Below are 15,007 nucleotides of genomic sequence, written 5' to 3'. Positions count from 1 at the left end.
CATAACTACAGGAACAGGCTCTCAATTCCTGATATTCTCCCCTGACTCGATTAACATTTCTTGCTGTTCCCTGGGTAATTGACTAACCAACTCCAGCGCGTTTTCAAAGGTAATCATATTGAACTCCCTTGTTAAATTTAATGCGATAACAGTCTTATTTAAGTACGAAGATCTAATCAATGACATGATTTTTCCCCTCGCTAACCCGACATTAGAGGAATCTTTAATAAACGTTTCCTAATCCAATCAGCTAATTCTTCCTCTGAAAGCTTACCAACAGCAAGATCGATCCATATCTGGTATTTTTCTTGACTAGAAGCTTGAACATCGTAGCCATTGAGCCTGAGAAAAGTCCTCGTCACCACATAGGCCGTTCTCTTATTCCCATCTACAAAAGGGTGATTCTTGACAATCCCATAAGCGTAGGCTGCTGCCAAAGAAGCCATGTCAGGAGGCGACTCAGAATAAGCCAGAAGATTTTGCGGTCGGGAAAATGCGCTTTCTAGCAACCCCTCATCTCGAATACCCTCTAATCCACCATGCTCGGCTATTTGGCGGTGATGAATCGCGAGAGCTACCCCATCAGCTATCCAGATTAGCTGGTTCATGAGCCTAAGTTGCCAGCTTTCTCAAAACATTCCAGTCTTCGCGCATCACTTCCTCCGCCACTTCCATTTGCTGGACAAATTCGGGGTCGTAGGGTGTAAGCTCAAAGCCATTCGGCGTTTCCAAGACGTAGAGCATATCGCCTTTACTAAGGCGCAACTTCTCCACCAACTCTTTCGGGAAAATCACCCCCATAGAGTTCCCTACCGTTGTGACTTTTAACTTAATCATCGTTTTTTGACTGAGTAAATATGTCAATTATAGCACCTCCCATATTTCCTGAATTTCTCACATCACTTAACAATTTAGTATTAACTTTCCGAACCATTGTCTAATCTCTTGTTTTTCACTCTCTTCCAACGGAAAATCAATATTTTTGAATTGTTCGGCCGTTCTCTGTTTGACTCCTAAAATCTCAATCCCTACAATCCTATCCGTCTCATCGTAATCATAGACAATACCCGGCGCTACTTCCTCAGAATCAATAACCTTTCCCTCAAAACGACGAATATAAGCGGCATTAGCGGCTTGATCATAGTCTATTTTCATAGTTTCCCCTTTAATCGGCGTTCAAAACGGACAGTTACCAAAAGATTATAATTACTAAGTAGGTAGGCGTTAAAAATTATCAGAAACCCCCCTTATCAAGGGGGGACTAAGGGGGGATCGAACCTAAAATCCATTTTTAATTTAATTATAACCAGCTACTTATATTGTTCACATCAAACAAAAATACCCATGAAAAATAGACAAGAATACCTCAACGCCCTAGTCAACTTTGACCAACCCCTATCAACTATCCTCCCTATCCTAAAAACCTTTCCTTGGGACAGTAGCGAAGCAATTATCACCCTAAAAAAAGAGCATCTGATCGATATTCTCGATCGCTATCTTAATAACGCTCTATCTGCCACCGACTTAGAAAACTGGGCTGATGCCATCGAATGCAGAGAAGATATCGCCTATAAAACAGATGAGGAATATCTCATCAATGACATCATTTTTTACCTCGCTAATCCGACCTTAAATGATCCACTATCACCAAAAATGATCGAACAATACATCAGCCAACTTTTCCATTTAAAGTCTTCTTTAATTGCCTAAAAAATAGACCTCTTCTTTGTGAATTTTAATGGGGGTTTACTTGAATCTCAATTTTGTCCGAGGAGTTGAATTTAATTTCCTCGACAACGTAGGAACTCTTACTCGCTACCCCCTCGATACCTCTTATTTCTAGAGAATCTAGCGAGGTTAAAGTTACTTCTGCTTTTCCTTCATTAACATCAATAATTTTAAAGTTCTGTAAAGGTTCCTGCCAGCGTTGTCTATTCTGGTTTGGATTGCTTGATCCCCCTTCCCCACGAATAACAAGCGTTCCGCTTTTGATAATAACCTTGCCTTGAAACTCTATCTGTTTGATCTCTTTCATTGCCACTTCTTTTGTTTTTGATTCTCTCCCTAAAGCGATCATTTTTGCTTGGGAATCGAACTTGATTAATCTCCCAGATAGAGAAGTGCCATTTTTTAAAGATACTTTTGTATCATCCGGCATGAATACGGGGATTTTCTTGACGGGAGATCGATCGCCGGTGGCTGGTAGATGATAGCCAGCAAGAGAGGCGATCAAAACTAGGCTAGTTGCGGTTATTATTGGGTAGAGTTTTTTCATCTTTACCTTGCCTGAATGATCGGGATTGGGTTGGTTCTGTTTTCAATCTTGGATGTGGTGGGTTAGCGCTACTCGTAACCCAACCTGCGGTTTTTGTCAATATATTTTTACTTTCCGAAACCTTTGTTCGGGCGGTTTTGTTTGGCAATACGGAGGGCTTTTCCAGTTTTACCATCCTGTAGTGCGATCCGCATCGATCGCTTTTTCTGGTAGGATTGAATATCCGCCGCTAACGGATGAGAGTTATCGATGCGTAGATGGGTTAAAGAACAGACAAGACTCGTTTGTTTTCCCGATTCGTTTTTTAGGGAACAAATAATTCCCCCCTCGTCTCCCATGTAGAAAATTTTATCGATCGAAAACTGGTGATCGGGTTTGTATCGCTCGCCTTTTGTTTCAGCTATTTTTAACGTTTCGGGAGTTGCACGCACAGGGATCGGTAAACTTGCTTCCATTTTCTCAATTAAAAAACGAACTTGTCGGGGATCGTCGATGGACATGGTTATTCTCCTTGATAAAATACAAAGAACTGGCGATAGAACCCGGTCGATCGAGTAGGATAGCGATCGAAAACGCCAATCAGGGACATTTTGCCGTGAGCGCTCCGAATTCTCCCCCTCCCGGAACACAGATACTAGGAACCTTCGCCAGTCTTCTCGGTTTGCTGGGGATTTTTCTCTATTTTACAGGATGGATCTATCGGTGGGCCTATTTCGGCTGGTTTAGCCTTGAGATCAACCGTCTGGACTTGCCCTTGCGTTCCTTCCTTTTCGTGCCGATACAGGTCTTCTGTGGCGATTTCGGGGCGTTGCTGCGAACGTTTCTGGCGCTGGTTGCCGTTGCCTTTGCGATTCAATTTACTCTCTGGATTTTGTCTCCCCTGCCATCCTATTCAATTGTCAGTCAATCTAAACGGAAATTTCATCAAAAATTTCAACCCCTAAGTTTATTAGTTCGGGGAATTCCCGAATCTCTCCGAAAAGATTTGATCGCTGTTATTTGGCTATTAATTATTCTTTTTTGGTTAGCTCGAATTCAGGGATCGATCGATGCCCGTCGCGATGCAATTAATGATAGTTCTACCTTACCAGTTATCACTTTAGTTTTACCAGAAAAACAGATAGCGATCGGTCGCAATCCTGATGATGTTTTTACCGATCCTTCTCTCAAAGGTTATCGAATTATCGGTGAGACCAAATTACTCGAAGAGCTGCGGGGAAAAGAAACGAATGATAGTAAAGTCAATCCCCCGCGAGTTTGGCGGTTATTAATCCAAAATAACAATTGGATCTATGTTTTTCGCGGGTTATCTCCTCAGTCGGCAGAAAATGAACGTCCGGCGATTCTAGCCATTCGCGAGGATAAGGAAGGACAATTGATGATTCTCGCGCCGGATGTCCCAAAATCCTGATGAGAGTCAATCGGGGAAATGATCAAAAGCGATCGTTAATAAAAAAAGTCTAAAAGTCGCAACCCACAAGGTTTTTAGATTCATTCAGCATACCCTATCTAGGGATTGCCACCACCGACAGCGATGCCAGTACCATAAATCTGAGCATTTGTCAAGTTAATTCTCTCCATCGATGCACCTGTCACATCGGCATCATAAATCACGGCGCTGGTGAAATTGACTCCATCGAGATCAGCTTGATTGAAACTTGCATTAGTCAGAAAAGCTGCGGTTAAATTCGCGCCTTCTAGGTTAGCATCGGTCAAATCTGCGCCTTCTAAGTTAGCTTCCTCCAGATTAGCTCCCTGTAAATTCGCTTTTCTCAAATCTGCGCCGATTAGATGCGCCCCCCTTAAATCCGCACCGCGGAGATCACAGCCCGGACATTCCCGCGTATTCAATAATTGTTGTACCTGTTGGGGATTTTCCGCACCGACGGGGTTAATCAGCAGTAAGGAGGCTAGGGAACCTAGGGTAATCATTAAAGTCCTTTTCATCGTTTTCGCCTCCTCCTTCGTTTTCTTCTCTACTTTTAGGATAGGAAAAAAGCTGCTAACCAACTTCCCCCGATCGGGCTAATTCTCCTGTTATCTCACTTTTGCTTGCTTTTGCTAGTCGATCTCTCCTTTCATCACTGTTGCGATCGCTGCTCGGGCATTTTCCTTAAATTCCTTGACATCGACGCGACTTAATAACCAAACTGCTAGGATCATTCCCAATGCTTGCACGAGGAAAACTAAGCCATAGGCTAAAACCGGACTAGAAAAGACAACTTTACCGATATTTAAAATCGTACCGCCTAAAACCGTGGCTAATCCCCGGGCGATCGCTTGGGATAATCCCCAAGCGCCGATAAAAGTTCCTGCGGTTTCGGCGGCGGTTAAATCTAACATTAAACTGGTAGCTCCGGCGGTAATCATTCCCGAAGCTAAACCGAAAAAGAGCAAGCTTGATTTTAATAAACTTTGGTTAGCAGAAAAGCCGGCAAAAATCAACAGAATAAAACAAATTGTTGCAAAAATACAGCCATATTTAGTGGTTTTTTGTTTACCGATGCGGGGAATGAGCATAAATCCCGTGGCAGCAATACCAAAAAGGGTTCCGGTTCCCCAAAAAGCGTTCAATTGGGTGGTTTGGGCGATACACATCCCAAAAACCTCGCCGCCAAAGGGTTCCATAATTGCATCCTGCATAAATAAACTCAAAGTCATCATCAGCAGGAAGGTGAAAAATAAACCAGTTTGCCGACTAGCGGTGAGAACCTGTAACGCATCCTTGAAGGTAATTTGATCCTCTCTTTGCACAAGAGTGGACCGGCTACTAAAACGAGAATATTTTTTTTCTACGCCAAAAGTCGCTAAAATACAGAGAACGAAAACGATAGCGGGCATAATCGCGAACACGGGGTTAATACTCGCCTGTAGCTGCGGAATATTGGCTATAGGGGCTGATTGAGTCGGATCATAGGTCAAAATATTTGTACCGCAGATATTGGGAGTATCCAGCAAACGAGAACTAACGATCGCCCCGACGACGATTCCCACCATCAGCATTGACCAAACTATAGCAACTAATTGCGATCGATTATCTTCATCGGATACATCCACCAAGAGGGCAGCAAAAGGGGTGGAACTGGCACTTAAAGCGAGTCCGTAGAGGGCGAAAATTAAGGCTAAGAGGGCAATCCAAGCGTAGGAAATGGTATTCCATCCCGAAGTTTGAATACTAAGTCCCAATTGCCAGACTACCTGCAAAGCAATAAAAGCTAAAGCGGTAAAAACTGCCGCGCCAATCCAGACATAACCGCTGCGATGATGACCGAAAATAGTTTTACCGTCGGATCTTTGCCCAAACCAGATGCGCGCCGGACTAACAAACTGGTGCATAGCGATCGCAGCTGCGGCGAGAAAGGGTAAAACTTTTAACTCATCGATCATAATCCGATTGAGAACCCCCAAAGTCAGCAGGGACATAATACCTAGTCCCATTTGAAAAAGTCCTAAGCGAAACATGGTGAAAAGTCCCAGTTTTGGCAGGGGTTTTGGGGATGAGTGAGTAGAATTGGAGATATCGCTGGTAGCCATGGTTAAATCAGTACAAAAAAAGCCGGTATTTAAAAATTTAACGCAGGACGAGCAGACATCTTCTATCGAGCAGCGCTTCTCCTAAAGTTTCTAATTGTTCTAGAGATAGTTCTTGGATTTGTTGGCCTAAAGTCGAGGATATTTCACCTCAACGAGGGTTAAGTAGCCTTAGAATCAAAGAAACCGCTTCTTATCCTCTTCCTTTTTCCCAGATGTCCTGATTAATGACTGATTCGCCCATAATTTCTTCCCTTTCTTCCACTTTTTGAAACCATTTAGTCCATTTTTCTTTTAAGTCCTCTCTTCGGTACGCTTCAATTTCTGCGGCGATATCTTTTTCGGTAATATCCTGAACGCCGGGTAAGGATTGAGTTTTATCAAAGAGTTCTTTAACTTTTTGGCTTAAAATCTGACGGTTTTGTTTGTCCGCTAAATTTAACAAAGCGTCTTTTAATAAATCTTCAACGCTGTTATAGTTTCCTGTCGCTAATTGAGAGTTAATTAATTGTTATAATTCGGGATTTAAGGTAATATTTATGGTAAAATATGCTCCTGTATAATTCGGTGGATATTATGATGGTTCGTGAACGATTTCATCGATAAATTCTTCTCTTTCGTCTTCCGTCATGGTATCCCAATCATAACCGCGTTCTTTGGCTACGATTCTAGCTCTTTCTGCTCCTTCATTAAATACTGGTTCCAACTGTCTCCACTGACTGAGAATGAGAATTTTATAAACTTCCCGTTTCTGGTCTTCGGGGAGTTGTTTGAATAAGTCGATCACTTGTTCGTTGCTTAAGGTTAAGTTCGGCATAGGTCGCTTCTAGACACCAGCATGATTAATCAGTTTAACACGAGTCCTCAATGGAGAGGTTTTTCGGTTCGCCTATCCCTTCTGGGCTTTGATCGGTTAGAATCAAGAAATTATCGGCCTAGAAAGTCCTTTCATCTTCCCGCTTGCCGTAAAATTATGATTGTCTCTCTCCAAGAAGCTCAAGCCAAACTGCCCGAACTGATATACAATCTCAAACCGGGGGAAGAATTATTAATTACCGATAATAATCTCCCACTGGCAAAATTATCAGAATAATAGAATGATCTCGCACACCTCGAAGCGGAAACCTTCGCAATTAAAGAGGGAAAGTGCAAGGGTTTTGAGTCCATATTTCGATTTCTCAACGTTTGTTTCTTGCACTTTTTTGCCAAAAAAACCCCAAGCCATTTTCTAGCATGACCTCCACTGATATTTAGCAAGCCCTAAGTATTAATGATCTTTTAAGTCCATTTAGTTAAAAAATCTTGTAGTGGCGGATATGGTATTCGTTTTAATTTACCAAAATTAGTATCTTTTTCATAATCATTATCTGCCAATGTTTCCCCTGCCCTTTGTTTTTTCCTGCCATTATTACTAATCACCTTGGGAACATTATCAATCCATTTACCGCCAGTTTCTATCAATCGTTGATCTCTTGCTCGAATGCAATCGATCATTGAAAACACTTCAATGTCAACGATAAATGGTGAACAAAAACCATTTTCTTCTTGAAGTTGAATAGCTGCAATCAATAAAACATCTTTTTCGGCATCAATACTATCAATCGTAATATTTTCTTTTAGTCTTGCCGATGGTTCTCTTGGTGTCGGTGGTCTTTTGAGTTGTAAAGTTTTATTATCTACAAATAAACCTTTTAACTCTACTCTTTTGCCTGAAATATGAATGTAGTCGGGATAACTTTCTCGTTCTCCAATTTGACTGGGAGATTTCTCTAGTCCAAGGTTTTTAATTTTTTCCTGATTTTGATAATTTGAAATTAATTGAATTTGGGGTAAAACTCCATCTAAAAGTGTGTTAACAATTACAGCCACTTGGCTAGGTTCAAATCCTTTTAGTGCTTGATCTGGAATACTCAACCAATCTATTTTTATGCCAATCAATGACTTAAAAATATTGCGTAGTGATTGAATTTCTTGTGGTGATATATCGGGCATAATCATTAATTATTTGATAAATTTGCCTGTTTCATTATCTGTCTGCAAGCAAGAAGGTTTTGCCAAGATTGCTCTGCTAGAACTATTAAACTAGAGTTTATTTTTGTCCGTTCTTGCAATGTAGGAACGCTTACAGGTATCTGTTCCAAATTCTCTATGCTTACTCTTGGACGTGTTCCACCACTCCCTGCTGGCATTTGATGGAGAAATAAAGCTGATTTGAGATAACACCACCAAAAATAAGGGAGTTTATCTTTGGGTATGATCTCTACAAACTCTGAATTAATAGGATAGAATAAGGGACTATCTTTTTCGATCCAAGTTGCTTTTGGTGTTACTAAAACATTGCCAAGATAGGCTCTCATAGTGCCAAAAATTAGAGATTGTTCACCGACAACACTATATCGTCCTTTTGCTAAATAATTATCTTCTAGGACAAAGGTTAATAGTTCTCCTTTTGGAATGTTTTTATATTCTATCGGTGCAAAATGACACAAACTAATATCGCATTTATGATTGATAATTTTTTGAATATCAACAAAATCTGATAGAGTATAACCTAAGTCATTCTTTTTGTAATGATAGGGATTCCAGATACCTGCTTCTATCTTACAGGTATCTACTATTGTCAAAAAAGTATGCCCGTTTTTTTTCATTGTTTTTATACTTAAATACCGAGAACTTTGGCGACTTCCTTGTTTTCTAGCAATGTTTTTAGATCGTTGCTTTCTGTCTTTTTTTGCTGATTGTTCAGGGGGATGCCAATTGAAGAAATATTAGAAAAAATCGTTTTTTTATTTATTGTATTTTTACCTTTTTTGTCCAAGACAATAATATCGGCACGAGTCGTGGTATTTGAAGTTGATTGAAAAACGCCTTCAGGTAATATTATAACGGCAGTTAATAACCAACTTTTCTCGACACTTTGACGTAACTTTTCATACTCTTTATTCGAGATAATTGAATGAGGCAAAAGACAAACTAAACGTCCGTCAGGCTTTAATAACTCTAGAGCTAAATCAATAAATAGAGCATCGCTATTTCTATAGCCTAAATTGAATAAGTCGCTTTGAGATTCTAACAAGTCTATTGGCAGTGAAAACGGTGGATTTGCTACAATGTAATCTACTTGACCAAATAGTGTTTGAATTTCTTGATCGGGACGATAAATATTCGAGGTAAATAGAGAAATATTCTGACTTTGGTTAGTATTTATTCTTAAAACTAATTCCGTTAAACCGACCAACATCTCATCTACATCATTGGCAATGAGATGACAAGGTGTATATTGCCAACGTTCTCCCGCTTCTTTTAGAAAAGTTCCACTGCCACAAGTAGGATCCATTATTAAAGCATCCGATTTAATAGGAAGCATACTGACCATTTGTTCTGCTATTGCGTGTGGGGTAAAAAACTTTCCTGTAATATCTCGAAATCTTTTAGCCAGAAAATATTGATAAAAAATCGGTAGATTTTTTCCATTGACATCTTTTTTTATCTGACAATAAATTACTTCTTGAAGAGTCTTGTCTTGAAATACAATTTCTGATAAGCAGTGGCCTTTCATAATAATCTTATCGAGCTTTTTAGTAGTTTCAATGGCAAAAACATCAATGTAAGAATAGGCAATTACATTGAATACATCTTCCCCTTCATAGCCAAACTGTCTAAAAGCTAACTCTATATCTTTCAGAGCTTTAGTTTCTAACATTCTTTTACCTCGCACTTTTTGATCCAGATTTAGATTATACATTTTGTTAATCTCCTAAAAACCTTCTGGCTTTAAGACAGGACGATAACGTAATTTGATAATAACAGAACCACTAAACCTAAAGCTTGATTGAAAAGCAATAAAATTGAGTTGCTGAGTCATTATCCCATTGTTACAAATCTGATTCATTATTATTTCATAATTCATTTTAAATTCAGAACCATTTTTATCAATTAGAAATATAAAATCAGCACATCTTCTATTAGGATTGTCTCTAGATGGATCATCTTCATAACAAAAATCTTCGGTTTTATAGATAACCGAACCATTATTACACTTAATAGCGAAAAAAACGCTAGTAATTCCTGATTCTAAAACTTGACAATTATATTTTCCTTGCTGAGTTTCGATAAAACCACTTGCTTCAAACCAAGTATTATTGATTAATCTCTGGGGCCAGTCCTCTGGACATGAATTAGCAAAAGCAGCATAGTTTTCTAAACTTATTATAGCGGTTCTCGCATCTGTGCGGCACACTTAAACCTTTGCTAATTAAGCTGTTCAGGATCGGGAATGTACCTCTTGTGAATCAGAAACGCTATATTATGCTTATAGCTTTTGTTAACCATTTTAACATTTCAAATTTTCCTTTGCATAAGGATTAATTATAGTAGTTTTATTGTAGGTTAACTTTATGTTAACCTACAATAATTTTGTACTACTTAACTACCGCCAATCCTTGCCACATCGCGGGCGTTGGCTTCAAAAGCCGCATCGAGGGCAGAATCGCCGGTTAAACCAGAATCTAACGCCTCTTTAATACACTGCAACATCCGCTTATAATCCTTGGGCATTACCTTAACAAACTTGGGCAACATTTCCGACCAATTTGCTAAAACCAGTGCCGCTTTTTGACTTTGGGTGTAATCAGCATGGCGTTGAATTAACTCGCGTAAATCGTCGATTTCTTCCCCTTCTAGCGCCTCTAAAGCCACCATTTGGGTATTGCAACGAGTGGCGAAATCCCCCGACTCATCGAGGACGTAGGCGACACCACCACTCATCCCGGCGGCGAAATTGCGACCGGTGGGCCCTAAAACAACGACTTTACCCCCCGTCATATACTCGCAAGCATGGTCGCCAACGGACTCAACCACCGTAGTCACCCCAGAGTTACGCACCCCAAAACGTTCCCCAGCAACCCCAGAAATATACACCTCACCACTGGTCGCGCCGTATAAAGCCACATTACCGATGATAATATTATCCTCGGCCACAAAAGTGGAACCTTTGGGCGGATAAACGATGATTTTGCCACCGCTTAAACCCTTACCCACATAATCATTGGCATCCCCTTCTAACTCCAGTGTCACTCCTTTGGGAACAAAAGCACCGAAACTCTGCCCCGCGCTGCCCTGAAAATGGAGATGTACGGTATCTTCCGGTAAACCCTCCCAGTGACGTTTAGTGATTTCGTTGCCTAAAATCGTCCCCACCACGCGGTTAATATTTTTAATCGGTAGTGTCGCCTTGACTTTTTCGCCTTTTTCAATGGCATCCTTGCATAAATCCAGTAAAACGGTTATATCCAAGCACTTATCTAAACCGTGGTCCTGGGGAATCTGACAATAACGCCCTACCTCTGCATCTACCTCCGGTTGATAGAGAATTGGAGTTAGGTCAATTCCTTTCGCTTTCCAATGTTCTACCGCCTGTTTTGGCTCTAATACATCAGTTCGCCCCACCATTTCATTTAAGGTGCGGAATCCCAATTCGGCCATAATTTCCCGCACTTCCTGGGCGATAAATTTCATGAAATTCACCGTATATTCGGGATCTCCGATGAAATTCTGCCGTAATAACGGATCCTGGGTCGCTACCCCCGCCGGACAGGTATTAAGATGACAAACCCGCATCATAATACAGCCTAACGTCACCAGTGGCGCGGTCGAAAAACCGAATTCTTCGGCCCCCAATAGGGCTGCCACCACCACATCGCGGCCGGTTTTCATCTGGCCATCGGTTTCCACCGCAATGCGACTGCGAAGATTATTTAACACCAATGTTTGATGGGTTTCTGCTAGTCCCAACTCCCAGGGTAAACCCGCGTGTTTAATCGAGGTTTGGGGTGAGGCACCGGTCCCACCATCGAAACCAGAGATTAAAACCACGTCAGCGTGAGCTTTAGCGACTCCGGCGGCGATTGTGCCAACTCCCACCTCAGAAACCAGTTTTACGCTCACTCTGGCCGCACGATTGGCATTTTTTAGGTCATGAATCAACTCCGCGAGGTCTTCAATCGAGTAGATATCGTGGTGGGGTGGGGGAGAGATTAAACCAACTCCGGGGGTGGAGTGACGGACTTTGGCAATCCAAGGATAGACTTTTTTACCCGGTAATTGACCGCCTTCGCCAGGTTTTGCCCCCTGGGCCATTTTTATCTGCAATTCTCGCGCTTGGGAAAGGTAAAGACTGGTGACACCAAAACGGCCGGAAGCCACCTGTTTAATGGCACTATTTTTCGAGTCTCCCCGTTCATTTGTCCAAGTGTAGCGCTCGGAATCTTCGCCGCCTTCCCCGGTGTTCGACTTGCCACCGATACGATTCATGGCAATAGCGAGGGATTCGTGGGCCTCTTTGGAAATGGAACCGTAACTCATGGCCCCAGTTTTAAAGCGTTTCATAATCGCTTCAATCGGTTCCACTTCTTCGATGGGGATACTTTCCCGGTTTTTAAAGGTTAATAGTCCCCGCAGGGTGAAGAATTTTTGATTCTGTTGGTTGACCAGTTGGGAATATTTCTTAAAGAGGTCGTATTTGCCCAATTTTACCGCTTGTTGCAGGGTATGAATGGTTTCTGGGCTAAAAAGATGGGCTTCCCCGTCCTTACGCCATTGATATTCACCGCCAATATCGAGGGTATGCACATTAACATCCCGGTCGGGGAAAGCGTGGCCGTGTCTGAGTAGGGATTCTTTGGCAATAATTGCTAAATCGGCCCCTTCAATGCGGGAAGCTGTCCAAGTAAAATAGCGATCGACTACCGATCGATTTAAGCCAATAGCCTCGAATATTTGCGCCCCACGGTAGCTTTGCAGGGTAGAAATGCCAATTTTAGAGGCCACTTTAATTACGCCCTTGGTGGCGGCTTTTATGTAGTTTTTACAGGCACTCTGGTGGTCAACTCCTACCAATAATCCTTCCTCGATCATACTGCCGAGGGTGGCAAAGGCTAGATAGGGATTAATCGCACCGCAACCATAACCGAGGAGAAGGGCGTAGTGATGCACTTCCCGGGGTTCGCCGGATTCCAGGACAAGGCCGACTCTGGTGCGGGTTCCCTGCCGGATGAGGTGGTGGTGTAAACCGGCAACCGCCAGCAGTGAGGGAATCGGGGCGTGATTTTTATCGATACCTCGATCGCTTAAAATAATAATGCTTGCGCCCGCTAAAATTGCCTCGTCCACCTCTTGACAAATTGCCTCAATTGTGCTACGCATCCCCTCGACTCCCGAAGTGGGATCGAAGAGAATGGGAATAGTCACGGTTTTAAATTCGCTATTGCCCTGTAAACGCGCTAATTGGGCATTAGTGAGGATGGGAGAGTTAAGTTTAATCAGGTGACAGCTTTCGGGCTGCGGATCCAAGAGATTTCTCTCAGCACCGATAGTGGTGATGGGAGAGGTGATAATTTCTTCGCGAATCGAGTCAATCGGGGGGTTAGTGACTTGGGCGAATAACTGCTGAAAGTAATCATAAAGCAGTTTTGGGCGATCGGACAAGACGGCTAGGGGTGTATCGGAACCCATGGAACCCACTGCTTCCACTCCATCCCGGCCCATGGGGGCTAATAAAAGACGTAATTCCTCAAAAGTGTAACCGAAAGCGGTTTGCTGTTGAATTAGGGAAACAGCAGTTTCCGGCGGGGCAGTTTCAACGGCCGGTAAATCATCTAAATTGACTAAATTTTCGTTTAACCACTGGCGATAGGGATGAGCTTTGGCAATAGCTTCTTTTATCTCCTCATCGGCCACGATACGACCTTCTTTCATGTCCACAAGGAACATCCGGCCGGGTTGCAGACGACCTTTAAAAGCGACGCGTTCCGGTTCAATGGGTAAAACTCCCGCTTCCGATGCCATGATTACTAGGTCATCTTTGGTGACATAGTAACGGGAAGGACGTAAACCATTGCGGTCTAACACTGCTCCCATCATCGTACCATCGGTAAAAGCGATCGAGGCCGGACCATCCCAGGGTTCCATCAAACAGGAATGGTATTCATAAAAGGCTTTTTTCTCATCACTCATCGATTCGTGGGCTGCCCAGGGTTCAGGAATCATCATCATGACAGCGTGAGGGAGAGAACGCCCCGATAAAACCATTAATTCTAGGGCATTATCAAAAATTAAGGAGTCACTACCCTCGATATTAATAACCGGCTGGATTCTTTTGATGTCTTCCCCGAACAAGGGTGAGGCAAACATCGACTGACGGGCGTGCATCCAGTTAATATTACCTCGCAGGGTATTAATTTCGCCATTGTGGGCAATATAACGGTAAGGGTGGGCGCGTTCCCAACTGGGGAAGGTATTGGTACTAAAACGGGAATGGACTAATCCTAAAGCGCTTTGAAAGTCGGGGTCGTGTAAATCGGGGAAATAGTCACCCACCTGTACCGGCATTAATTGCCCTTTATAGACAATGGTACGACTAGAAATACTGCAAGGATACCAGTAACGATTAAAAGATTGACGACTGAGGTGGGAACGTTTGCGAATAACGTATAATTTGCGTTCAAAGGCCAGATCATCGCTTAAATTGGCATCGCGTTCGATGAAAACCTGTTCGATAAAGGGTTCGGTAGATTTGGCCGAATTACCCAAACTAGAGTTATCCGTGGGAACATCACGCCAACCGAGAACTTTTAACCCCTCTTCGGCGGCGATTTTCTCGAATTCCTGCCGACTTTTCCCGCGAATTTCGGCATCAGGGGCCGTGTAGAGCATTCCTACCCCGTATTGTCCGGCTGCTGGTAAGGTAAAACCTAGATTACTGGTCACTTTCCGGAAAAATAGGTCAGGGATTTGGCATAAAATACCCGCCCCATCTCCGGTATTTTTTTCCGCACCGCACGCGCCACGGTGATCGAGGTTTAATAAAATTGTTAAGGCCTGTTCAACAATATCGTGGGACTTTTTCCCCGTTTTATGAACGATAAAACCGACACCACAAGCATCATGTTCAAATTGGGGATCGTATAGTCCTTGTTTCCGTGGAGTTTGATTGTTATTCATCTTGTCTAATAGCCTAGCAGTCTGGAAGGGAATGGCCTAGAGGGTGAGCCAGAGTAGCGATTCTAGGTATATCAATTTTGTATCCAGACTGGACCTTCGGTCTTATATCTTAAGGAAATGTTTCGATGTGACAAGGGTTCCTTTATGCCGAATCCAACTTCCGACCATTCTAGAACCTAAAAATGGGTCACGGCGATTTTT

At 42.5% G+C, this 15,007-nt stretch carries 18 protein-coding genes; 3 read left to right on the top strand and 15 right to left on the bottom strand.

What is annotated here, in order from left to right; all coding sequences use genetic code 11:
- Positions 1–200: 200 nt before the first annotated feature.
- The 3 genes from ACE1AQ_RS08485 to ACE1AQ_RS08475 all read right to left on the bottom strand — a co-directional run bounded on the left by ACE1AQ_RS08485 (position 201) and on the right by ACE1AQ_RS08475 (position 1,155).
- Entirely contained in the window at positions 201–608 is a 408-nt protein-coding gene (locus ACE1AQ_RS08485) for a type II toxin-antitoxin system death-on-curing family toxin (RefSeq protein WP_008198742.1), read from the bottom strand.
- Positions 609–612: 4 nt separating this feature from the next.
- Entirely contained in the window at positions 613–837 is a 225-nt protein-coding gene (locus ACE1AQ_RS08480; protein WP_012267820.1) for an AbrB/MazE/SpoVT family DNA-binding domain-containing protein, read from the bottom strand.
- A 66-nt stretch (positions 838–903) separates the two neighbouring features.
- On the bottom strand, positions 904–1,155 hold the full coding sequence (locus ACE1AQ_RS08475) for a DUF2283 domain-containing protein (RefSeq protein WP_110544215.1): 252 nt from the start codon (positions 1,153–1,155) through the stop codon (positions 904–906).
- Positions 1,156–1,344: 189 nt separating this feature from the next.
- Between ACE1AQ_RS08475 and ACE1AQ_RS08470 the strand changes: the two genes are divergently transcribed.
- Positions 1,345–1,710 (top strand): hypothetical protein, encoded by a 366-nt coding sequence (locus tag ACE1AQ_RS08470; RefSeq protein WP_110544213.1) that lies wholly within the window; start codon positions 1,345–1,347, stop codon positions 1,708–1,710.
- A gap of 25 nt (positions 1,711–1,735) precedes the next feature.
- Here the strand turns inward: ACE1AQ_RS08470 and ACE1AQ_RS08465 are convergent, their stop codons facing one another.
- Together ACE1AQ_RS08465 and ACE1AQ_RS08460 are read right to left on the bottom strand one after the other, a co-directional pair.
- The gene (locus tag ACE1AQ_RS08465) at positions 1,736–2,275 is read right to left on the bottom strand and encodes a hypothetical protein (RefSeq protein WP_110544210.1); all 540 of its coding nucleotides are present in this window, start codon (positions 2,273–2,275) and stop codon (positions 1,736–1,738) included.
- 107 nt (positions 2,276–2,382) lie between these two features.
- Positions 2,383–2,775: a hypothetical protein gene (locus ACE1AQ_RS08460; protein WP_008198724.1), complete on the bottom strand. Its 393-nt coding sequence runs from the start codon at positions 2,773–2,775 to the stop codon at positions 2,383–2,385.
- Between the two features lie 11 nt (positions 2,776–2,786).
- Here ACE1AQ_RS08460 and ACE1AQ_RS08455 point away from each other — a divergent pair, with 11 nt between their 5' ends.
- Positions 2,787–3,686, top strand: coding sequence for a hypothetical protein (locus ACE1AQ_RS08455; protein WP_106909649.1), 900 nt, complete (start codon positions 2,787–2,789; stop codon positions 3,684–3,686).
- A 98-nt stretch (positions 3,687–3,784) separates the two neighbouring features.
- On the opposite strand, the gene ACE1AQ_RS08450 is transcribed toward ACE1AQ_RS08455, so the two are convergent.
- The 5 genes from ACE1AQ_RS08450 to ACE1AQ_RS08430 form a co-directional block, all read right to left on the bottom strand.
- Positions 3,785–4,222: a pentapeptide repeat-containing protein gene (locus tag ACE1AQ_RS08450; protein ID WP_002758200.1), complete on the bottom strand. Its 438-nt coding sequence runs from the start codon at positions 4,220–4,222 to the stop codon at positions 3,785–3,787.
- A gap of 114 nt (positions 4,223–4,336) precedes the next feature.
- Positions 4,337–5,809 carry a BCD family MFS transporter gene (locus tag ACE1AQ_RS08445; protein WP_110544206.1) on the bottom strand — a complete coding sequence of 491 codons (1,473 nt, stop codon included), beginning with the start codon at positions 5,807–5,809 and terminating at the stop codon, positions 4,337–4,339.
- Between the two features lie 37 nt (positions 5,810–5,846).
- Entirely contained in the window at positions 5,847–5,951 is a 105-nt protein-coding gene (locus ACE1AQ_RS08440; protein WP_255348747.1) for a DUF4351 domain-containing protein, read from the bottom strand.
- A 48-nt stretch (positions 5,952–5,999) separates the two neighbouring features.
- The gene (locus tag ACE1AQ_RS08435; RefSeq protein WP_008198716.1) at positions 6,000–6,251 is read right to left on the bottom strand and encodes a hypothetical protein; all 252 of its coding nucleotides are present in this window, start codon (positions 6,249–6,251) and stop codon (positions 6,000–6,002) included.
- A gap of 129 nt (positions 6,252–6,380) precedes the next feature.
- On the bottom strand, positions 6,381–6,623 hold the full coding sequence (locus tag ACE1AQ_RS08430; RefSeq protein ID WP_008198714.1) for a hypothetical protein: 243 nt from the start codon (positions 6,621–6,623) through the stop codon (positions 6,381–6,383).
- A gap of 156 nt (positions 6,624–6,779) precedes the next feature.
- Here ACE1AQ_RS08430 and ACE1AQ_RS08425 point away from each other — a divergent pair, with 156 nt between their 5' ends.
- Positions 6,780–6,899 (top strand): type II toxin-antitoxin system Phd/YefM family antitoxin, encoded by a 120-nt coding sequence (locus tag ACE1AQ_RS08425; protein ID WP_016515497.1) that lies wholly within the window; start codon positions 6,780–6,782, stop codon positions 6,897–6,899.
- 185 nt (positions 6,900–7,084) lie between these two features.
- Here the strand turns inward: ACE1AQ_RS08425 and ACE1AQ_RS08420 are convergent, their stop codons facing one another.
- The 5 genes from ACE1AQ_RS08420 to gltB form a co-directional block, all read right to left on the bottom strand.
- Positions 7,085–7,798 (bottom strand): hypothetical protein, encoded by a 714-nt coding sequence (locus ACE1AQ_RS08420; RefSeq protein WP_253860456.1) that lies wholly within the window; start codon positions 7,796–7,798, stop codon positions 7,085–7,087.
- Between the two features lie 5 nt (positions 7,799–7,803).
- Complete coding sequence (locus tag ACE1AQ_RS08415) at positions 7,804–8,454, bottom strand: restriction endonuclease subunit S (protein ID WP_008198708.1); 651 nt, start codon at positions 8,452–8,454, stop codon at positions 7,804–7,806.
- A gap of 11 nt (positions 8,455–8,465) precedes the next feature.
- Complete coding sequence (locus tag ACE1AQ_RS08410) at positions 8,466–9,551, bottom strand: class I SAM-dependent DNA methyltransferase (RefSeq protein ID WP_008198707.1); 1,086 nt, start codon at positions 9,549–9,551, stop codon at positions 8,466–8,468.
- A gap of 12 nt (positions 9,552–9,563) precedes the next feature.
- Complete coding sequence (locus tag ACE1AQ_RS08405; protein ID WP_110544202.1) at positions 9,564–10,046, bottom strand: hypothetical protein; 483 nt, start codon at positions 10,044–10,046, stop codon at positions 9,564–9,566.
- A 185-nt stretch (positions 10,047–10,231) separates the two neighbouring features.
- The gene (gltB, locus tag ACE1AQ_RS08400; RefSeq protein ID WP_374808224.1) at positions 10,232–14,806 is read right to left on the bottom strand and encodes a glutamate synthase large subunit; all 4,575 of its coding nucleotides are present in this window, start codon (positions 14,804–14,806) and stop codon (positions 10,232–10,234) included.
- Positions 14,807–15,007: the final 201 nt, after the last annotated feature.

Origin of the sequence: Microcystis sp. BLCC-F209 (assembly GCF_041928595.1) — a bacterium.
In the GTDB taxonomy this organism is placed as follows: Bacteria; Cyanobacteriota; Cyanobacteriia; order Cyanobacteriales; family Microcystaceae; genus Microcystis.
Note: the sequence above shows the minus strand (reverse complement) of the source record. Positions and strands in the feature narration are given on the sequence as shown.

Coding starts and splice junctions, on each gene's coding strand:
- ACE1AQ_RS08485 (WP_008198742.1), bottom strand. CDS start 608: ATGAACCAGCTAATCTGGATAGCTGATGGGGTAGCTCTCGCGATTCAT.
- ACE1AQ_RS08480 (WP_012267820.1), bottom strand. CDS start 837: ATGATTAAGTTAAAAGTCACAACGGTAGGGAACTCTATGGGGGTGATT.
- ACE1AQ_RS08475 (WP_110544215.1), bottom strand. CDS start 1,155: ATGAAAATAGACTATGATCAAGCCGCTAATGCCGCTTATATTCGTCGT.
- ACE1AQ_RS08470 (WP_110544213.1), top strand. CDS start 1,345: ATGAAAAATAGACAAGAATACCTCAACGCCCTAGTCAACTTTGACCAA.
- ACE1AQ_RS08465 (WP_110544210.1), bottom strand. CDS start 2,275: ATGAAAAAACTCTACCCAATAATAACCGCAACTAGCCTAGTTTTGATC.
- ACE1AQ_RS08460 (WP_008198724.1), bottom strand. CDS start 2,775: ATGTCCATCGACGATCCCCGACAAGTTCGTTTTTTAATTGAGAAAATG.
- ACE1AQ_RS08450 (WP_002758200.1), bottom strand. CDS start 4,222: ATGAAAAGGACTTTAATGATTACCCTAGGTTCCCTAGCCTCCTTACTG.
- ACE1AQ_RS08445 (WP_110544206.1), bottom strand. CDS start 5,809: ATGGCTACCAGCGATATCTCCAATTCTACTCACTCATCCCCAAAACCC.
- ACE1AQ_RS08430 (WP_008198714.1), bottom strand. CDS start 6,623: ATGCCGAACTTAACCTTAAGCAACGAACAAGTGATCGACTTATTCAAA.
- ACE1AQ_RS08425 (WP_016515497.1), top strand. CDS start 6,780: ATGATTGTCTCTCTCCAAGAAGCTCAAGCCAAACTGCCCGAACTGATA.
- ACE1AQ_RS08420 (WP_253860456.1), bottom strand. CDS start 7,798: ATGCCCGATATATCACCACAAGAAATTCAATCACTACGCAATATTTTT.
- ACE1AQ_RS08415 (WP_008198708.1), bottom strand. CDS start 8,454: ATGAAAAAAAACGGGCATACTTTTTTGACAATAGTAGATACCTGTAAG.
- ACE1AQ_RS08410 (WP_008198707.1), bottom strand. CDS start 9,551: ATGTATAATCTAAATCTGGATCAAAAAGTGCGAGGTAAAAGAATGTTA.
- gltB (WP_374808224.1), bottom strand. CDS start 14,806: ATGAATAACAATCAAACTCCACGGAAACAAGGACTATACGATCCCCAA.